Below are 19,306 nucleotides of genomic sequence, written 5' to 3' on the forward strand. Positions count from 1 at the left end.
GCCGCCCCGCCGGCGGCCCGTGCCCGGCCGCGCGGCTATACTCTGCCTCCTTTTTCAGCACCCTCCCCCGCCTCCCGCCCCCCTCCGACCATGCGCATCGGCCCCTTCGTCCTGCCGAACAACCTGTTCGTCGCCCCGATGGCGGGGGTGACGGACCGGCCGTTCCGGCGCCTGTGCAAGCGGCTCGGGGCGGGCTACGCGGTCAGCGAGATGGTGACCTCGCGGCGCGAACTGTGGAACAGCCTCAAGACCTCGCGCCGCGCCGACCACCAGGGCGAGACGGCGCCGATCGCGGTGCAGATCGCCGGCACCGACGCCTCGATGATGGCCGAGGCTGCGGCCTACAACATCGACCGCGGCGCGCAGATCATCGACATCAACATGGGCTGCCCGGCCAAGAAGGTCTGCAACAAGTGGGCGGGCTCGGCGCTGATGCAGGACGAGGCGCTGGCGCTGTCGATCGTCGAGGCGGTGGTGCAGGCCTGCGCGCCCCACGGCGTGCCGGTGACGCTGAAGATGCGCACCGGCTGGTGCGAGGCGGAGCGCAATGCCGTCTCCATCGCCCGCGCCGCGGAGTCCGCCGGCGTCGCGATGCTGACGGTGCACGGCCGCACGCGCGAGCAGGGCTACCGGGGCTTTGCCGAGTACGACACGATCGCCGCGGTCAAGGCCGCGGTCGCCGTGCCGGTGGTCGCCAACGGCGACATCGACTCGCCGAGGAAGGCCGCCGAGGTGCTGCGGGCAACCGGCGCCGACGCGCTGATGATCGGCCGCGCCGCGCAGGGCCGGCCCTGGATCTTCCGCGAGATCGGCCGCTTCCTCGCCACCGGCGAGGTGCACGCCCCGCCGACGGTGGCCGAGGCGCGGCAGCTGCTGCTCGAGCACCTCGAGGAGCACCACGGCCTCTACGGCGAGTTCAGCGGCGTGCGCACCGCGCGCAAGCACATCGGCTGGTACCTGCGCACGCTGCCCGGCGGCGAGCGCTTTCGCCAGCACATCAACGGCATCGACGATCCGCGCGCGCAGCTCGCGGCCGTCGCCGACTATTTCGATCGCCTCGGCGCGACCTGCGAGCGGCTGCCCGCCCAGACGCCCGGCGCGAACGACCCGACCCTGCCCGCAGGGTCCCTGGACCAAGAAGCAGCATGAGCAAGAAACAGATCGAGGAGTGCATCCGCTCCAGCCTCGAGGCCTACTTCAAGGACCTCGAAGGGGAGGAGCCGCATTCGATGTACGACATGATCATCGGCATCGTCGAGAAACCGCTGCTCGACACCGTGATGCAGCACGCCGACGGCAACCAGTCGCGCGCCGCGGAATGGCTCGGCATCAACCGCAACACGCTGCGGCGCAAGCTGGTCGAGCACAAGCTGGTCACGAAGTGAGACGTCGCGCCCCCGTCGCCCCCGGATCCATTGAACTGAAGAAAGAAGTCCCATGTCCCTGACCGCCCTGCTGTCCGTGTCCGACAAGACCGGCATCGTCGAGTTCGCCCAGGCCCTGCACGGCCTCGGCGTCAAGCTGCTGTCCACCGGCGGCACCGCCAAGCTGCTGGCCGACCAGGGCCTGCTGGTGACCGAGGTCGCCGAGGTGACGGGCTTCCCCGAGATGCTCGACGGCCGCGTCAAGACCCTGCACCCGAAGGTGCACGGCGGGCTGCTCGCGCGCCGCGACCTGCCGGAGCACATGGCCGCGCTCAAGGAGCACGGCATCGGCACGATCGACCTGCTGGTGGTCAACCTCTATCCCTTCGAGGCGACGGTGGCCAGGCCCGGCTGCACGCTCGAGGACGCGATCGAGAACATCGACATCGGCGGCCCGGCCATGGTGCGCTCGGCGGCGAAGAACTGGAAGGACGTGGCGGTGCTGACCGACGCGGGCCAGTACGCGGGCGTGATCGAGGAGCTCAAGCGCGACGGCAGGACGAGCGACAGGACGCGCTTCGCGCTGTCGGTGGCGGCCTTCAACCGCATCTCGAACTACGACGCCGCGATCAGCGACTACCTGTCCTCGCTGCAGGAGGACGGCAGCCGCTCGCTCTTCCCGGCGCAGAGCAACGGCCGCTTCGTGAAGGTGCAGGACCTGCGCTACGGCGAGAACCCGCACCAGCAGGCCGCCTTCTACCGCGACCTCTACCCCGCGCCCGGCTCGCTCGTGACCGCGAAGCAGCTGCAGGGCAAGGAGCTGTCCTACAACAACATCGCCGACGCCGACGCGGCCTGGGAGGCGGTCAAGAGCTTCCAGGCGCCGGCCTGCGTGATCGTCAAGCACGCCAACCCCTGCGGCGTGGCGCTCGGCGCCGACGCGGCCGAGGCGTATTCCAAGGCCTTCAAGACCGACCCCACCTCGGCCTTCGGCGGCATCATCGCCTTCAACCGCCCGCTCGACGGCGCGGCGGCGCAGCTCGTGTCGAAGCAGTTCGTCGAGGTGCTGATGGCGCCCGCCTTCACGGACGAGGCGCGCGCGGTGTTCGCCGCCAAGGCCAACGTGCGCCTGCTCGAGATCGCGCTGCCGCCGGGCGGCGCGACCGACTGGGAGCAGGGCCGCAACGCGGTCGACATGAAGCGCGTGGGCTCCGGCATCCTGCTGCAGACCGCCGACAACCACCAGATCAAGGCCTCGGACCTGAAGGTCGTGACGACGCTGCAGCCCAGCCCCGAGCAGCTGCAGGACCTGATGTTCGCGTGGACCGTGGCGCAGTACGTCAAGAGCAACGCGATCGTGTTCTGCGCCGGCGGCATGACGCTCGGCGTCGGCGCCGGCCAGATGAGCCGCATCGACAGCGCGCGCATCGCGTCGATCAAGGCCGAGAACGCGGGCCTGACGCTCAAGGGATCGGCGGTGGCGAGCGACGCCTTCTTCCCGTTCCGCGACGGCCTCGACGTGGTGGTGGACGCGGGCGCCTCCTGCGTGATCCAGCCGGGCGGCAGCGTGCGCGACGACGAGGTGATCGCCGCGGCGAACGAGCGCGGCATCGCGATGGTCTTCACCGGCGTGCGGCACTTCCGCCACTGAAGACTGCTGTGGGACGACGCCGGCCTGCGGGCCGGCGCGCTTCCTGCCGCATCTTCTGCACCCTCTCCCGACCCAGCTCCCCGCCCCTCATGCGCGTCCTCGGCATCGACCCCGGCCTGCAGATCACCGGCTTCGGCGTCGTCGACGTCGAGGGCCCGCAGCTGCACTACGTCGCCAGCGGCACGATCCGCACCGCGGCGGCCGCGCGCGGCGACCTGCCTGCGCGGCTGAAGATCCTGTTCGAGGGGGTGCGCGAGGTCGCCGAGCGCTACCAGCCGACGGTGGCCTCGGTCGAGATCGTGTTCGTCAACGTCAACCCGCAGTCGACGCTGCTGCTCGGGCAGGCGCGCGGCGCGCTGCTCGCGGCGCTGGTCAGCGGCGGGCTGCCGGTCAGCGAGTACACCGCGGTGCAGATGAAGAAGGCGATCGCCGGCCACGGCCTGGCGCACAAGGAGCAGATCCAGGAGATGGTGGCGCGGCTGCTGAAGCTGCCCTCGCCGCCCGGGCGCGACGCGGCCGACGCGCTCGGCCTCGCGATCTGCCATGCGCACGCCAGCACCTCGTTCGAGGCGATCGCGCGCTCGGGCACGCTGTCGCGCCGCGCGCACGCCCAGTACAAGGGCGGCCGCACCTACTAGCCGGGGCGCGTTCGCCCCGCTTCGCCGCGCGCGGCTACAGCACGCGGTTGAACCAGAGCATCGACAGGCCGCCGGCGAGCACCACCAGCAGCGCGCCCACTGCGGCCACCAGCGCCGTCACCTCGGTCTCGCGCATCTCCAGCGCGAGCTTGGAGGTCAGGTTCTGGTAGATCTGGCGCAAGTCGGGCGCGTTGCCGGCGTAGAAGTACTCGCCGCCGGTCTGCTTGGCGATGTCGCGCAGCGCCTCCTCGTCGAGGCTCACGCGCATCGACCAGCCGTCGCCGACCATGATCTCGCCCTGGTCGGTGCCGACGCCGACGGTGAACACCTTCACGCCGCGCTCGGCTGCCAGCCGCGCGGCCTCCGCCGGCGGGGGGCCGGTGGTGGTCTGGCCGTCGGTCAGCAGGATGATCGCCGCGGAGTTGTAGGAGCCGGGCGGCACCGGCGACGGCGCGCCGCCGCCGGCCGCGTCGCGGTCGCGCATCCCCAGCGGCGCGGCGCCGGGCATGCCGCCCTGGCGCGGGTCGGCCAGGCGCGACTCGAAGTCGACGTCCGGGAAGATGGTCTGCAGCGAGGCGACGATGCCCGCGCCCACCGCGGTGCCGCGCTGGTAGGTGAAGCGGTCGATCGAGGCGTAGACGTCCTGCTTCGAGTGCGTCGGCGGCTGCACCAGCGCGGCCGCGCCGGCGAAGGTCACCACCGCGACGCGCGTCGAGTCGGGCAGCCCGGTGACGAAGTCGCGCGCCGCGGCCTGCGCGGCGGCCATGCGGGTCGGCTCGACGTCGGCGGCGCGCATGCTGCCCGAGACGTCCATCGCCAGCACCACCATGCGCTGGTCCAGCGGCAGCATCATCTGCGTCTGCGGGCGCGCCATCGCGACGATCAGCGCCCCCAGCGCGAGCAGCAGCAGCACGGGCGGCAGGTGGCGCCTGAGCCCCGGCCCCCGCCCCATCGCGTCGCGCACGATCGCCAGGCCCGGGTACTGCAGCGCCGCCCGTTTGCGCCGGCGCTGCAAGCCCAGGTAGAGCACCACCAGCAGCGGCAGCGCCAACAGCAACCACAGCATCTCAGGCCAGAGGAAGGACATGGCCGGCTCCTTGATTTCGCTCGCGCACGCCGTGCGCACCCTGGATCGCCCCACCCCCGGCGGCCATGCGCGCGCGCAGCTTGCGCAGTCCGATGAAGCGCACGAGCGCGTCGACGAGGTCGCCGTCGGTCGCCAGCTCCAGCACGTCGACCCCGGCATCGCCGAAGGCGATGCGCAGCTGCGCCTCGTGCCGCTGCGCCGCCTCGGCGAAGCGGCGCCTGAAGCCGGGGGAATGGGTGTCCACGAGCAGCTGCTCCCCGGTCTCGGCGTCCTGCATCATCAGCACGCCCAGGTCGGGCAATTCGCGCTCCAGCGGGTCGAACAGCCGCACCGCCAGCACGTCGTGGCGCAGCGCGAGCTGGCCGAGCGAGGCGCTCCAGCCCGGCGCGCACAGGAAGTCCGAGACGAGGAACACCATGCTGCGGCGGCGCAGCAGCGCGCCGGCGCGGGCGAACAGCTCCGTCAGGTCGGTGCCGGCGCCGCCGGGCTGCGGGCGGGAGCCCGCCGGCGGTCCTGCAGGCAGGCTTTGCAAACGGTGCAAGACTTGCAAGGCCTGCTCGCGCCCGCCGCGCGCCGGCACGACCGCGCTGATCTGGCGACCGTCGTGGACCAGCACGCCGAGGCGGTTGCCGTGGCGCGTCAGCAGCCGCGCCATCACCGCGACGAAGGACAGCAGCAGCTCGCGCTTGCTGACGCGGTGCGCGCCGAAGTCGAGCGAGCCGCTCATGTCGAGCAGGAACCAGGCGGTGGCCTCGCGCTCGGTCTGGAACTCGCGCACGTGCGGGACCTCGAGCCGCGCGGTGACGTTCCAGTCGATGTGGCGCACGTCGTCGTGCAGCTGGTACTCGCGCAGCTCGGCGAGGTCCATGCCGGCGCCGCGGAACAGCGTGCGGTAGTCGCCGCCGATGAGGCCGTCGAGGCGGCGCAGCACGGTCCACTCGAGCCGGTGCAGCAGCCGCTCGGCATCGCCGGCGGGCGTCCTGCCGGCGGCGCCTTCGGGGGGCGGGGCCTCAGCCCGCGGTGGCTTCGGTGCCGACATGGGTCTGCAGCGGCTTGTCGGGCACCGGCACCTTCTCCATCACGCGGCGCACCAGGTGGTCGGCCGACAGCGACTCGGCCAGCGCCTCGTAGGACAGCACCAGGCGGTGGCGCATCACGTCGGGGACGAGGTCGGTGACGTCCTCGGGCAGCACGTAGGAGCGGCCGCGCAGCAGCGCAAGCGCGCGCGCGCCCTCGATCAGGTGGATCGTCGCGCGCGGGCTCGCGCCGAAGCTGATGTAGCGGCCGATGTCGGCGAGGCCGTAGCGCTCGGGCGAGCGCGTCGCGGCGACGAGCCGCACCGCGTACTGCATCAGCGCCGGGTCGACGTAGACCTTGCGGCATTCGCGCTGCAGCGCGCCGAGCTCCTCGGTCGTGACGACCGGGGCGACCTCCTGGGCCGCTCCGGTGACGCGCTCGACGATCACGAACTCCTCTTCCTCGTTCGGGTAGCCGACCAGCACCTTCATCATGAAGCGGTCGACCTGCGCCTCGGGCAGCGGGTAGGTGCCCTCGGTCTCGATCGGGTTCTGTGTCGCCATGACCAGAAAAGGTGTCGGCACTTTGTGCGTGTCGCCGGCGATCGTGACCTGGTACTCCTGCATCACCTCGAGCAGCGCGCTCTGCACCTTGGCCGGGGCGCGGTTGATCTCGTCGGCGAGCAGCAGGTTGGTGAAGACCGGGCCGAGCGAGGTCGAGAACTCGCCGCTCTTCTGGTTGTAGATGCGGGTGCCGACGAGGTCGGCCGGCACCAGGTCGGGCGTGAACTGCACGCGCTTGAAGCTGCCGCGCATCACGCGCGCGAGCGTCTTCACGGTGAGCGTCTTGGCGAGCCCCGGCACGCCCTCGACGAGCAGGTGACCCTGGGCGAGCATCGCCACCAGCACGCGCTCGAGGAAGTGGTCCTGGCCGACCACCACGCGCTTGACCTCGTAGAGCACGCGCTGCATCCGCTCGGCGACCGCCGTCGGATGGGAGAAGGGGGAGGAATCCATCATGCCGGCAGTCCTTTGCGTTGGCAGTGATCGGGAGGGGGCTAGAACGGCGACATGCCGACGCCGGACGCCGCGTTCTCGATCGGGACGGCAAACCCGATGCCCACGAACCCCCCGTGGTTGCCCGGGCTAAGGATCGCGGTAACGATGCCCACCACCTCGCCCTCCTTGGTCACGAGCGGGCCGCCCGAGCTGCCGGGGTTCGCCGCCGCGTCGAACTGGATCAGGTTGCTCAGCACCTGCTGGTCGTCGGGCGAGCGGAACTCGCGCTTGAGGCCGGAGACGATGCCCGAGGTCGCGGTCGGGCCGATGCCGAAGGGAAAGCCCACCGCCACCACCTCGGTGCCTACGGCGAGCTTGGCGGTCGAGGCCATCGTCGCGGGCTTCAGGTCGTCCGGCACCACGCGCGCCTTCAGCACCGCAAGGTCGTTCTCGGGCTGCGAGCTCACCAGGTCGGCGTCGGATTCGGTGCCGTCGGCGAACACCACCTTCAGCCGCGGCGCGCCGGCCGCGACGTGCAGGTTGGTCAGGATCAGGCCGCCCTCGACGATCACCACGCCGCTGCCCTCGCCGAGCTGCTCCTGCTGGCCGCGGGCGTCGGGCGACGCGAAGCCGCGCACGCGCACGAGCGAGGGACGGATGCGTTCGTAGGCCTTGATGGCCGGGGACGGCAGCGACTGCGTGCTCAGCGTGTGCAGCACCGCGGCGTCGATGTCCTGCTGCGTCAGGCCCGGCGCGGGCCGCGAGAGGAACCAGCCGCCGCCCAGCACCAGCCCCAGCAGCGCGCCGCCGAGCACCAGCGACAGCCGCTCGCGCCGCCCGGACGCGCCGGCCGGGGGCGGGGAGGACGGCGGCCGGCGACCGGGACCGCCACCGCCGCCGCCCCCGCCGTCACCGCGGCCGGTCGCGGCGGCCGTCGCGCGGCCGCCGGCCGCCGGGTCCGGGGAGCCCGGCGGCGCAGCGGCGCCGCTTCCCCTTGCCTGCCCGGCCTTCCCGCCGGCTGCCGCAGCCCTTCCGGAACTGCTGTAGAGCGCCACCTTCTTCATGCGCACACCCCCGCATTGCAATTGGCCACCAATGTGAACCAAGTAGCACGGGACGTGCCTCCATATCGCCTGCCCCTCGCCGATACGAGGGAGACGGGAGCGCAGGGAGAAGGGGGACGGGCCCCGGGAGCGGGGGGCCGGCCGGGGCGCTCAGGCGCCGGAGAACGACTGCTCGACGATCAGCACGCCGAAGAAGACCAGGCCGGCGATGACGGTCCACTTCGTGATGACGAGGCCGAGGCGCAGCCAGCGCGGCTCGCGCGTGAAGAGGTAGAGCCCGAAGCAGGCGGCCGAGGCCACCAGCAGCAGCATCACGAGCACGCGGACGACGGAGAACATGGCGAAAGCGGGGGGCCGGATGCGCGCGGGCCTACCAGGCCGGCACGAGTTGCGCGAAGCCGCGCGGCGCGCGCTCGGCATCCTCGAAGCTGACGATCTCGTAGGCGCTCTCGTCGGCGAGCACCGCGCGCAGCAGCTTGTTGTTGAGGCCGTGGCCGGACTTGTAGGCGCTGTAGGCGGCGAGCAGCGGGTGGCCGATCACGTACAGGTCGCCGATCGCGTCGAGGATCTTGTGCTTGACGAACTCGTCGTCGTAGCGCAGGCCCTCGGCATTGAGCACGCGGTAGTCGTCGACGACGATCGCGTTCTCCATGCTCGCGCCGAGGCCGAGGCCGCGCGAGCGCATCATCTCGACGTCCTTCGTGAAGCCGAAGGTGCGCGCGCGCGCGATGTCGCGGCTGTAGCGGCCGGTGGAGAAGTCGAACTCGACGCGCTGGCCGGTCTGGTCCACGGCCGGGTGGCCGAAGTCGATCTCGAAGCCGAGCTTGTAGCCGTGATAGGGCTCGAGCCGCGCCCACTTCAGGCCGCGGCCCTCCCCTTCGCGCACCTCGACCGGCTTGAGGATGCGCACGAAGCGCTTCGGAGCCCGCTGGAGCTCGATCCCGGCGCTCTGCAGCAGGAAGACGAAGGAGGCTGCGGAGCCGTCGAGGATCGGGACCTCCTCGGCGTTGATGTCGACGTACAGGTTGTCCACGCCGAGGCCGGCGCAGGCCGACATCAGGTGCTCGATCGTGTGCACCCGCGCCGCGCCCGGATCGCCGCCGGGGGAGATCGTGGTCGCCAGCCGCGTGTCGGTGACCGCGGTGCTGTTGACCGGGATGTCCACCGGCACCGCCAGGTCGACCCGCCGGAACACGATGCCGGTGTCGGGCGCGGCCGGGCGCAGCGTGAGTTCCACGCGCTGCCCGCTGTGCAGGCCGACACCGACGGCTCGCGTCAGCGATTTCAGGGTGCGTTGTTGAAGCATGGCCGGATTGTAGGAAGGAGTCCTCGCCGGCGCGGTACGCCGCCGGCTATCGCCTCGATAGAGCGAGGCCATCACCTCGGCCCGGTCGATGGATGCCGCGGGTGCCCGGGCCGCGCGCGAGGTCCCCGGCCGTACCGGGGCACGGGGAGGACCGCGGCGCGCGGATCGGGGGGCGCGGCAAGCCGGCGACGGCTCAGTCGGCCTGCTTGCGCAGGAAGGCCGGGATCTCGATCTCGTCCATCCCGTTGCTCGCCAGCGCGTCGACCTTGGCCGCGGCCTGCATGCGGCCGGAGCGCCAGACGCTCGGCGTGTTCAGGTTGTTGTAGTCGTGGCCGCCCCCTCCGGACACCGGGGTGCCGAGCACCGGGATGTTGTCGGTGCCGGTGCGCAGGCCCGCGCCATGCTGCGCCGCGTTGTGCACCATGCTGATCGAGGCCTGCTGGCGCTGCTTGTTCTGCGCCGACAGGCCGGTGGCGATCACCGTCACGCGCAGCTGGTCGCCCAGGCTCTCGTCGTAGGCGGTGCCGAAGATCACGTGCGCGTCGTCGGCGGCGTAGCGGCGGATGGTGTTCATCGCGTTCTTGCTCTCGGCGAGCTTGAAGGTGCTGCGCGCCGCGGCGATCAGCACCAGCACGCCCTTGGCGCCCGACAGGTCCACGCCCTCGAGCAGCGGCGAGGCCACGGCCGCGTCGGCGGCCTTGTTGGCGCGGTCCGGGCCGGAGGCGATCGCGGTGCCCATCATCGCCTTGCCGGGCTCGCTCATCACCGTGCGGACGTCCTCGAAGTCGACGTTGACGAGGCCGGGCACGTGGATGATGTCGGAGATGCCGCCGACGGCGTTGCGCAGCACGTCGTTGGCCTGCGCGAAGGCCTCGTCCTGCGTCACGTCCTCGCCCAGCACCTCCAGCAGCTTCTCGTTGAGCACGACGATCAGCGAGTCGACGTTGGTCTCGAGCTCGGCCAAGCCCGCGTCGGCGATCTTCATGCGGCGGTTGCCCTCGAACTCGAAGGGCTTGGTGACGACGCCCACCGTCAGGATGCCCATCTCCTTGGCGACACGCGCGATCACCGGTGCGGCGCCGGTGCCGGTGCCGCCGCCCATGCCGGCGGTGATGAAGAGCATGTGCGCGCCGTCGATCGCGGCGCGGATGCGGTCGACCGCCTCCTCGGCGGCGGCGCGGCCCGCCTCGGGCTTGGCGCCGGCGCCCAGGCCGGTGTTGCCGAGCTGGATCAGCTTGTGAGCCGCGGAGCGGTTCAGCGCCTGCGCGTCGGTGTTCGCGGAGATGAACTCGACGCCCTGCACCCCGTTGCTCATCATGTGCTGCACGGCGTTGTTGCCGCCGCCGCCAACGCCGATCACCTTGATCTGCGTGCCCTGATTGAATTCCTCGATCATTTCGATAGGCATGTTGCTCTCCTTCGTCGTCAGCATTCGCCAGTTGAAAAGTCAGCCAACGGCCCTCCCTCCGGACCGCCCGCCTAGCACTTAGAAGTTACCCACGAACCAGTCCTTCACGCGCCCGAACAGGCCCTGCACGGACCCCGCCTGCTGCGACGCCTTGTGCCCGCGCAGGCGCGACAGGCGCGCCTCCTCGAGCAGTCCCATCACGGTGGCCGATCGTGGATTCGCCACCATGTCGTGCAAGGCGCCCGAGTACGTCGGCAGGCCCTTGCGAACGGGTTTCAGGAAGATGTCCTCGCCGAGCTCGACCATGCCCGGCATCACCGCCGCGCCGCCGGTGAGCACGATGCCCGAGGACAGCAGCTCCTCGTAGCCCGACTCCCGGATCACCTGGTGCACCAGCGAGAAGATCTCCTCGACGCGCGGCTCGATCACGCCGGCGAGCGCCTGGCGGCTGAGCATGCGCGGCGGCCGGTCGCCGAGGCCCGGCACCTCGACCTGCTCGTCGGGGGCGGCCAGCAGCTGCTTGGCCACGCCGTGCTCGACCTTGATCTCCTCGGCGTCCTTGGTCGGGGTGCGCAGCGCCATCGCGATGTCGCTCGTGATCAGGTCGCCGGCGATCGGGATCACCGCGGTGTGGCGGATCGCGCCGTCGGTGAAGATCGCGACGTCGGTGGTGCCCGCGCCGATGTCCACCAGCGCCACCCCGAGGTCCTTCTCGTCCTCGGTCAGCACCGCGAGGCTCGACGCCGACGGGTTCAGCAGCAGCTGCTCGACCTCCAGCCCGCAGCGGCGCACGCACTTGACGATGTTCTCCGCGGCGCTCTGCGCGCCGGTGACGATGTGCACCTTGACCTCCAGCCGCCCGCCGCTCATGCCGATCGGCTCGCGCACCTCGTGGCCGTCGATGACGAACTCCTGCGGCTCGACGAGCAGCAGCTTCTGGTCGTTGGGGATGTTGATCGCCTTGGCGGTGTCGACCACGCGCGAGACGTCCAGCGGCGTGACCTCCTTGTCGCGCACGATCACCATGCCGGTGGAGTTGTGGCCGCGGATGTGGCTGCCGGTGATGCCGGTGTAGACGCGCGTGATCTTGCAGTCGGCCATCATCTCGGCCTCCTTCAAGGCCTGCTGGATCGACTGCACGGTGGCGTCGATGTTGACCACCACGCCGCGCTTGAGGCCGCTCGACGGCGCGAAGCCGAGGCCGGCGATGCGCAAGTCGCCGCCCGGCAGCACCTCGGCCACCACCGCCATCACCTTGGCGGTGCCGATGTCGAGGCCGACGACGATGTCCTTGTATTCCTTGGCCATGGTTTCCTCAGTTCTTCTTCGCTTTGGCCACTGGGGCGATGGTGGTCGTCACACCCTTCAGCCGTACAGCGTAGCCGCTGTTGTGCCGCAGGTCGGCGTAGATCAGGGGCGACTGGTAACGGGAGGTAACGCCCTGGATCGTCTTCGCGAAGCGCTCGATGCGGGCCACCACCGCGTCGGAGCTGCCGCGGCCGAGCTCGATCACCGCGCCGTCGTCGAGCTCGAGATGCCAGGAGCCTCGGTCGGTGAGCCCGAGCATCTTCACCTCGCGCCCGATCGGATCGAGCGCGGCGTTGATGCGACGCGCCGCCTCGAGCACGCGCGGCGCGCTGCCCGTCGGGCCCGACAGCATCGGCAGGTCCTCGTCCTCGACGTCGCCGAGGTTGACGGTGAAGACCTCGCCCTGCGCGTTGACGAGCCGGTCCTCGCCCCACTGCGCGACCGGCTCGTGCTCCTCCAGGCGCACCTCCAGCCCGTCGGGCCACACGCGCTGCACCGTCGCGCGGCGCACCCACGGCACCGCCTCGAAGGCGACGCGCGCGTCCTGCAGGTCGAGCGTGAAGAAGTTGCCCACCAGGCGCGGCAGCGCGTTGGCGCGGATGGTGGTGACGCTGTTGCGCGACACCTCGCCCTCGACCGTGATGCTGCGCAGCGAGAACATCGGCAGGCGCACCAGCCACGCCAGCAGCAGCGCCGCGCAGGCGAGCGCGGCGACCGCGTACAGCAGCGCGGAGGTCGCGTTCATCAGGCGGACGTCGAGCGGCGTGGCGGTTTCCATGGTCCCGTCGTCAGGAGTGCAGCGCCGCGTCGGCGAGCAGCCGCAGGCACAGCTGCTCGTAGCTGATGCCGGCGGCGCGCGCGGACATCGGCACCAGCGAGTGCGAGGTCATGCCGGGGCTGGTGTTCATCTCGAGCAGGAAGGGCATGCGGTCGCTGCGGCGGATCATCACCTCGGCGCGGCCCCAGCCCTGGCAGTTCAGCACCCGGTAGGCCTGCACCACGAGGCGCTGGATCAGCGCCTCCTCGTCGGCGGGCAGCCCGCTCGGGCAGAAGTACTGCGTGTCGTCGCTGAAGTACTTGTGCTCGTAGTCGTAGTTGCCGCCGGGCGCGACGATGCGCACCAGCGGCAGCGCGTGCGCGTCCGCGCCGCTGCCGAGCACCGTGCAGGTGACCTCGTCGCCGTCGATGAACTGCTCGACCAGCACGCTCGGGTCGTACTTCGCCGCGAGCGCGTAGGCGGCCTCGCACTGCTCCGGGTCGCTGAGCTTGGTGATGCCGATCGAGGAGCCCTCGTGCGCGGGCTTGACCATCACCGGCGCGCCGAGCTCGGCCAGCGCCTGGCGCAGCTCGCCCGCGCCGTGCACGGTGCGCCAGTCCGCGGTCGGCAGGCCCTCGAAGCGCCAGATGCGCTTGGTCATGATCTTGTCGAGCGCGATCGAGCAGGCCATCACGCCCGAGCCGGTGTAGGGGATGCGCAGCAGCTCGAGCGCGCCCTGCACCGTGCCGTCCTCGCCGAAGCGCCCGTGCAGCGCGACGAAGGCGCGGTCGAAGCCCTCGCGCTTGAGCGCGTCGAGCGGCCGCTCGGCCGGGTCGAAGGCGTGTGCGTCGACGCCTTGCGCGCGCAGCGCGGCGAGCACGCCCGAGCCCGACATCAGCGAGACCTCGCGCTCGGCGGAGCTGCCGCCCATCAGCACCGCCACCTTGCCGAGCGCGTTCGGATCGATCGGTTTCATGCCAGTCCCCCCTTCATCTGTTCGGCCACGCGCGCCGGCACCTGGCCGATCGAGCCCGCGCCCATCGTGATGACGACGTCGCCGTCGCGCACGTGCTCGGCGATCGCCTGCGGCAGCGCGTCGATCGCGTCGACGAAGATCGGGTCGACCTTGCCGGCCACGCGCAGCGCGCGCGCCATCGCGCGGCCGTCGGCGGCGACGATCGGCGCCTCGCCCGCCGAGTAGACCTCGGCCAGTAGCACCGAGTCGGCGCTGCCGAGCACCTTGACGAAGTCCTCGAAGCAGTCGCGCGTGCGGGTGTAGCGGTGCGGCTGGAAGGCGAGCACGAGGCGGCGGCCGGGGAAGGCACCGCGCGCGGCGGCGAGCGTCGCGGCCATCTCGACCGGGTGGTGGCCGTAGTCGTCGATCAGCGCGAAGCGCCCGCCGCCGTTGGCCGCCGGCACCGCGAGGTCGCCGTAGCGCTGGAAGCGCCGGCCGACGCCGCCGAAGCTCGCCAGCGCCTTGAGCACCGGCGCGTCGGGCAGCTCGAGCTCGGTGGCGACCGCGATGGCGGCCAGCGCGTTGAGCACGTTGTGGCGCCCGGGCAGGTTCAGCACCACGTCGATGTCGGGCATGCGCACGCCGTTGCGCCGCTCGCAGGTGAACTGCATCTGCGGCCCTTCCGCGCGCATGTTCACCGCCCTCACCTGCGCCTCCTCGTCGAAGCCGTAGGTGATGATCGGGCGCGAGATCATCGGCAGGATCGAGCGCACGCCGGGGTCGTCGGTGCACAGGATCGCCGCGCCGTAGAAGGGCATGCGGTGCAGGAACTCGATGAAGGCGTGCTTGAGCCGCGCGTAGTCGTGGCCGTAGGTCTCCATGTGGTCGGCGTCGATGTTCGTGACCACCGCCATGACCGGCATCAGGTTCAGGAAGGACGCGTCCGACTCGTCGGCCTCGACGACGATGTAGTCGCCCGAGCCGAGCCAGGAGTTCGCGCCGGCGCTGTTGAGCTTGCCGCCGATCACGAAGGTGGGGTCGACCCCGGCCTCGCCGAGCGCGCTCGCCACCAGGCTCGTGGTCGTGGTCTTGCCGTGCGTGCCGGCGATCGCGATGCCCTGCTTGAGCCGCATCAGCTCGGCGAGCATCACCGCGCGCGGCACCACAGGCACGCGGCGCGCGCGCGCGGCGATCACCTCGGGGTTGTCGTGCCGCACCGCGGTGGACGTGACGATCGCGTCGGCCCCCGCCACGTGCGCGGCATCGTGGCCGAGCGCGACGCGGATGCCGAGCGTGGCGAGGCGGCGCGTGACCGCGCTGTCGCTCTGGTCGGAGCCGGAGACGGTGTAGCCCAGGTTGTGCAGGATCTCGGCGATGCCGCTCATGCCGGCACCACCGATGCCGACGAAATGGATGTGCTTGACGGCGTGCTTCATGATGCGGCCGCCCTCCCTCTTCTCTTCTCGCTGTTCTTGTGGACCAGGTGCTCGATCTCGTCGGCAACGCGCGCCGCGGAATGCGCCCGCGCCAGCGCGCGGGCCTTGTTCGCCATCTGCAGCAACTGCGGCCGCGCAAGCGAGCGCAGCAGCCCGGCCAGCCGCTGCGGGCTCAGCTCCGGCTGCGGCAGATGGACGGCCGCGCCCTCGCGCGCCATGAACTCGGCATTGTCGCGCTGATGCGAGGTCGTGGACACGACCAGCGGCACCAGCACGCTCGGGATTCCCGCCGCGCACAGCTCGCTCACCGTGATCGCGCCGGCGCGGCAGACGACCAGGTCGCAGTCGGCGAGCCGCCGCGGCATGTCGTCGATGAAGGGCAGCAGCTCGACGTCGCGCGCCGCGTCGAGCCCGCAGGCGCGATAGGCCTCGCGCACCGCGGCGAGATGCGCCTCGCCGGTCTGGTGCACCAGGCGCGGGCGCTCGTGCGGCGCCAGCAGCGTCAGCGCCTGCGGCAGCGTCTCGTTGAGCACCTTCGCGCCGAGGCTGCCGCCGACCACCAGCACGCGCAGCGGGCCCTCGCGGCCGGCGAAGCGCTCGTCGGGCACGGGCAGCGCCTCGATCTCGGCGCGCACCGGGTTGCCCGTGACGACGCCCTGGCGCGTCGCGCGCGCCGCGTCGCCGGCGAAGCCGAAGGCGACGCGGTCGGCCACCGGCAGCAGCGCACGGTTGCTCATCAGCAGCGACGCGTCGGCGTTGACCAGCACCAGCGGGCGGCCGAGCGCCGCGGCCATCACGCCGCCGGGGAAGCACACGTAGCCGCCCATGCCGAGCACCGCGTCGGCGCGGCGGCGGCGCAGGATCGACAGGCACGAGGCGAAGGCGCCGAGCATGCGCATGCCGCCGGTGAGCGTGTGCACGAGGCCCTTGCCGCGCAGGCCGCTGAAGGAGATGGTGTCGAGCGGGATGCCCGACGGCGGCACGAGCCGGTTCTCCATGCCCTGCGTGGTGCCGAGCCAGCTCACGCTCCAGCCGCGGCGCTGCATCTCGCGCGCCACCGCCAGCCCCGGCATGATGTGGCCGCCGGTACCGGCGGCCATGACGACGAGGTGGCGGCTCATGCTCGGCCTCCGCGCATGAGCTGTCTGTTCTGGCTGCGCCCAAGCAGCCCCAGGGATCGCGCTTCGCGCGCTCCCGCCGCGCGGCGGCCTTGCCTCCACGCGGCCCTCATGCGCGGCCTCCGCGCATGAGCTGTCTGTTTTCCATGTCCACTCTCAGCACGATCGCGAGCGCGATGCAGTTCATCAGGATGCCCGAGCCGCCGTAGCTCATCAGCGGCAGCGTCAGGCCCTTGGTCGGCAGCACGCCGAGATTCACGCCCATGTTGATGAAGGCCTGCCCGCCCATCCACAGCCCGATGCCCTGCGCGAACAGGCCCGAGAACACGCGGTCGAGCGCGATCGCCTGGCGGCCGATGTGCACGATGCGGCGCGTGAGCCAGAAGAAGGCAACGATCACCGCGGCGACGCCGAGGAAGCCGAACTCCTCGCCGATCACCGCGAGCAGGAAGTCGGTGTGCGCCTCGGGCAGGTAGTGCAGCTTCTCGAGGCTCTGGCCGAGGCCCTGGCCGAACAGCTCGCCGCGGCCGAAGGCGATCAGCGAGTGCGAGAGCTGGTAGCCCTTGCCGAGCGCGTAGCGCTCGTCCCAGGGATCGAGGTAGGCGAAGATGCGCTCGCGGCGCCACTCGCTGAGCGTGATCATCAGCGCGAAGGCCGCGACCAGCACCAGCGTGATGAGCAGGAACATGCGGCCGTTGACGCCGCCGATGAACAGCACGCCCATCGCGATCAGCGCGATCACGATGAAGGCGCCCATGTCGGGCTCGGCCAGCAGCAGCGCGCCGACGACGGCCACCGCCATCACCATCGGCAGCACGGCCTTCAGGAAGTGCTCCTTGACCTCCATCTTGCGCACCATGTAGTTGGCGGCGTAGAGCGCCATCGCGAGCTTGGCGAACTCCGAGGGCTGGAAGTTGAAGAAGGGCACCGGGATCCAGCGGCGCGCCCCGTTGACGCCCTTGCCGATGAAGGGCACGAGCACCAGCACGAGCAGCACGAGCGCCGCCACGAAGAGCAGCGGGGCCCACTTCTCCCAGACCCGCATCGGCACCTGCACCGCCAGCAGCGCGGCGAAGAAGGCCAGCCCGATCGACACGACGTGGCGCACCAGGAAGTGGGTCGGCGCGTAGCGCGCGAACTTGGGGCTGTCGGGCAGCGCGATCGAGGCCGAATAGACCATCACCATGCTCAGCGCGAGCAGCGCCACCACCACCCACAGCAGCGGCTGATCGAAGCCCTGCAGCCGCACCGGCTGCGAGCCGGAGACGCTGACCCAGTCGCGCACCGGCATGTCGCGGGCACCGCGGGCGGCGGCCAGCCGCGCGAACGGGTTGAAGCGCCCCAGCAGGCTCACGGCGCGATCTCCCCGTGCTCCTGCTGCAGCGCCTGCACGGTCGCGGCGAAGACCTCGGCGCGGTGCGCGTAGTTGCGGAACATGTCGAGGCTCGCGCAGGCCGGGCTCAGCAGCACCGCGTCGCCGGGCCGCGCGGCCTCGGCGCACGCGCGCGTGGCGGCCTCGAGCGTGTCGAAGCGCGCCAGCGGCACGCCGGTGGCGGCCAGTGCCGCCTCGAGCGCCGGCGCGTCGCGGCCGATCAGCGCCGCGAAGCGGCCGTGGCGCGCCAGCGGCTCGGCCAGCGGCGCGAAGTCCTGGCCCTTGCCGTCGCCGCCGAGGATCAGCGCGAGGCGCGCCGGCGCGCGGTCGGCGCCGAGGCCGAGCAGCGCCGCCACCGTCGCACCGACGTTGGTGCCCTTGCTGTCGTCGAAGAAGTCCACGCCGCCGAGCGTCGCGAGGTACTCGACGCGGTGCGGCTCGCCGCGGTACTCGCGCAGGCCGTGCAGCATCGGCGCCATCGGGCAGCCCGCGGCGCCCGCGAGGGCGAGCGCCGCCATCGCGTTGGCTGCGTTGTGGCGGCCGCGGATGCGCAGCGCGTCGGCCGGCATCAGCCGCTGCACGACGAGCTCCTCGCCCTCGTCCTTGCGGCGGCGCGGCCCGTCCTCGGACTCGCGCGCGCGCACGAGCCAGGCCATGCCGTGCTCGACCAGCAGGCCAAAGTCGCCCGGCTGGCGCGGCGCGTCCAGGCCGAAGCGCACGACGCGGCGCGGCTGCGGCTGCGGCTTCGGCGCGCGGCCCCGCGCCGGCTGGGTCGCCGCCGGCTCGGGCGCCATCGCCATCACCGCCGCATCGTCGCGGTTGAGCACCATCACCGCGTCGCGGCCGAAGATGCGCGCCTTCGCCGCAGCGTAGGCCGGCATCGAGCCGTGCCAGTCGAGGTGGTCCTGCGACAGGTTGAGCACCGCCGCGGCGGTCGGCTCGAAGCCCTGCACGCCGTCGAGCTGGAAGCTCGAGAGCTCGAGCACCCAGACCTCGGGCAGGTGCGCGAACACCGGGCCGGGCGGCGGCGGCGGGATCAGGTGCGGGGGCGGGCCGCCGCCACCGATCTCGAGCGCGGCGTCCGGCTCGGCCGGTGCGGGATGCTCGGCCGGGGCGGCCTGCTCGTCGCCTGCCGTCACGCCGTTCCCCTCCGCGGCCTCCTCGACTCCGGCGTCCCGCGCCGGCGCCTCGTCGGCGTTGAGCGGCTCGGCGCCCGCGGCCAGGGCCTGCTCGGCGACGCCGCGCTCCTCGCTCAGCGGGGGCGCGTCCTCCTCGTCCGCGCCGTCCTGCGGCGCCTGCGCGTCCGAGAACGGCTCCAGGTCGAGCGCGGCGGCGAGCGTGTCAAGCAGCGTCGGGCCGATGTTGCCGGCGACCGCGACGCGGCGCCCGGCGCGCTCGACCAGCAGCGCAGTCAGCGACGTGGTGGTGGTCTTGCCGTTGGTGCCGGTGATCGCGAGCACCTTGGGTGCGTAGCCGCGCTCGGCCTTCAGGTCGGCGAGCGCGCGGGCGAACAGGTCGAGCTCGCCCTGCACCGGGATGCCGCGCGCGGCGGCCGCGGCCAGCAGCGGCGCGAGGCGCGCATCGGCCGGCGACAGCCCCGGGCTCTTGAGCACGCGCTGCACGCCGTCGAGCGCACCGGCGTCGAGCGCGCCGCTCGCGATCGCGACGTCCGGCAGCTCGCCGCGCAGCGTGGCGGCCTGCGGCGGCGCCTCGCGCGAGTCCCAGACGCGCACCGTGGCGCCGCAACGCGCGCTCCAGCGCGCCATTGCGAGGCCGGAGTCGCCGAGCCCGAGCACGAGGACGGTGGTGTGGTTCAGGTCCTTCATC

The 19,306-nt window shown here is 71.9% G+C and carries 18 protein-coding genes; 4 read left to right on the top strand and 14 right to left on the bottom strand.

The window, feature by feature from the left end; translation table 11 throughout:
• The first annotated feature begins 90 nt into the window (after positions 1-90).
• The 4 genes from dusB (at position 91) to ruvC (ending at position 3,653) form a co-directional block, all read left to right on the top strand.
• Positions 91-1,149, top strand: coding sequence for a tRNA dihydrouridine synthase DusB (gene dusB / locus D3A59_RS13400; protein ID WP_119155445.1), 1,059 nt, complete (start codon positions 91-93; stop codon positions 1,147-1,149).
• Positions 1,146-1,385 carry a Fis family transcriptional regulator gene (locus D3A59_RS13405; protein ID WP_119155446.1) on the top strand — a complete coding sequence of 80 codons (240 nt, stop codon included), beginning with the start codon at positions 1,146-1,148 and terminating at the stop codon, positions 1,383-1,385. The genes dusB and D3A59_RS13405 overlap by 4 nt, the downstream gene beginning before the upstream one ends.
• A 52-nt stretch (positions 1,386-1,437) precedes the next feature.
• Entirely contained in the window at positions 1,438-3,015 is a 1,578-nt protein-coding gene (purH, locus tag D3A59_RS13410) for a bifunctional phosphoribosylaminoimidazolecarboxamide formyltransferase/IMP cyclohydrolase (protein WP_119155447.1), read from the top strand.
• 89 nt (positions 3,016-3,104) lie between these two features.
• The gene (ruvC, locus tag D3A59_RS13415) at positions 3,105-3,653 is read left to right on the top strand and encodes a crossover junction endodeoxyribonuclease RuvC (RefSeq protein WP_119155448.1); all 549 of its coding nucleotides are present in this window, start codon (positions 3,105-3,107) and stop codon (positions 3,651-3,653) included.
• A gap of 34 nt (positions 3,654-3,687) precedes the next feature.
• Here ruvC and D3A59_RS13420 read toward each other — a convergent pair whose 3' ends face one another.
• From D3A59_RS13420 to murD, 14 genes are all read right to left on the bottom strand, one after another.
• Positions 3,688-4,740 (bottom strand): VWA domain-containing protein, encoded by a 1,053-nt coding sequence (locus D3A59_RS13420; protein WP_119155449.1) that lies wholly within the window; start codon positions 4,738-4,740, stop codon positions 3,688-3,690.
• Entirely contained in the window at positions 4,721-5,779 is a 1,059-nt protein-coding gene (locus D3A59_RS13425; RefSeq protein WP_119155450.1) for a DUF58 domain-containing protein, read from the bottom strand. Before D3A59_RS13425 ends, D3A59_RS13420 begins: the two co-directional genes overlap by 20 nt.
• Positions 5,751-6,776 carry an AAA family ATPase gene (locus tag D3A59_RS13430; protein ID WP_119155451.1) on the bottom strand — a complete coding sequence of 342 codons (1,026 nt, stop codon included), beginning with the start codon at positions 6,774-6,776 and terminating at the stop codon, positions 5,751-5,753. Before D3A59_RS13430 ends, D3A59_RS13425 begins: the two co-directional genes overlap by 29 nt.
• A 38-nt stretch (positions 6,777-6,814) precedes the next feature.
• Positions 6,815-7,819 carry a S1C family serine protease gene (locus D3A59_RS13435; protein WP_119155452.1) on the bottom strand — a complete coding sequence of 335 codons (1,005 nt, stop codon included), beginning with the start codon at positions 7,817-7,819 and terminating at the stop codon, positions 6,815-6,817.
• A gap of 150 nt (positions 7,820-7,969) precedes the next feature.
• Positions 7,970-8,158, bottom strand: a complete 189-nt coding sequence (locus tag D3A59_RS13440; RefSeq protein ID WP_119155453.1) for a hypothetical protein — start codon at positions 8,156-8,158, stop codon at positions 7,970-7,972.
• Positions 8,159-8,189: 31 nt separating this feature from the next.
• Complete coding sequence (lpxC, locus tag D3A59_RS13445; protein WP_119155454.1) at positions 8,190-9,125, bottom strand: UDP-3-O-acyl-N-acetylglucosamine deacetylase; 936 nt, start codon at positions 9,123-9,125, stop codon at positions 8,190-8,192.
• A 193-nt stretch (positions 9,126-9,318) separates the two neighbouring features.
• Positions 9,319-10,533, bottom strand: a complete 1,215-nt coding sequence (gene ftsZ, locus D3A59_RS13450; protein WP_119155473.1) for a cell division protein FtsZ — start codon at positions 10,531-10,533, stop codon at positions 9,319-9,321.
• A 78-nt stretch (positions 10,534-10,611) separates the two neighbouring features.
• Positions 10,612-11,841, bottom strand: coding sequence for a cell division protein FtsA (gene ftsA / locus D3A59_RS13455; protein ID WP_119155455.1), 1,230 nt, complete (start codon positions 11,839-11,841; stop codon positions 10,612-10,614).
• A gap of 7 nt (positions 11,842-11,848) precedes the next feature.
• Complete coding sequence (locus D3A59_RS13460) at positions 11,849-12,619, bottom strand: cell division protein FtsQ/DivIB (RefSeq protein ID WP_119155456.1); 771 nt, start codon at positions 12,617-12,619, stop codon at positions 11,849-11,851.
• A 10-nt stretch (positions 12,620-12,629) separates the two neighbouring features.
• Entirely contained in the window at positions 12,630-13,574 is a 945-nt protein-coding gene (locus D3A59_RS13465) for a D-alanine--D-alanine ligase (protein ID WP_119155457.1), read from the bottom strand.
• Positions 13,571-14,989: a UDP-N-acetylmuramate--L-alanine ligase gene (murC, locus tag D3A59_RS13470; protein WP_119155458.1), complete on the bottom strand. Its 1,419-nt coding sequence runs from the start codon at positions 14,987-14,989 to the stop codon at positions 13,571-13,573. The genes D3A59_RS13465 and murC overlap by 4 nt, the downstream gene beginning before the upstream one ends.
• On the bottom strand, positions 14,986-16,110 hold the full coding sequence (gene murG, locus D3A59_RS13475) for an undecaprenyldiphospho-muramoylpentapeptide beta-N-acetylglucosaminyltransferase (protein WP_119155459.1): 1,125 nt from the start codon (positions 16,108-16,110) through the stop codon (positions 14,986-14,988). The genes murC and murG overlap by 4 nt, the downstream gene beginning before the upstream one ends.
• Positions 16,111-16,216: 106 nt before the next feature.
• The gene (gene ftsW / locus D3A59_RS13480; protein ID WP_419187257.1) at positions 16,217-17,455 is read right to left on the bottom strand and encodes a putative lipid II flippase FtsW; all 1,239 of its coding nucleotides are present in this window, start codon (positions 17,453-17,455) and stop codon (positions 16,217-16,219) included.
• Positions 17,456-17,457: 2 nt separating this feature from the next.
• The gene (murD, locus tag D3A59_RS13485) at positions 17,458-19,305 is read right to left on the bottom strand and encodes a UDP-N-acetylmuramoyl-L-alanine--D-glutamate ligase (RefSeq protein ID WP_119155460.1); all 1,848 of its coding nucleotides are present in this window, start codon (positions 19,303-19,305) and stop codon (positions 17,458-17,460) included.
• Position 19,306: the final 1 nt, after the last annotated feature.

This window comes from Caldimonas tepidiphila (assembly GCF_003569765.1).
GTDB classification, from domain to species: domain Bacteria; phylum Pseudomonadota; class Gammaproteobacteria; order Burkholderiales; family Burkholderiaceae_C; genus Caldimonas; species Caldimonas tepidiphila.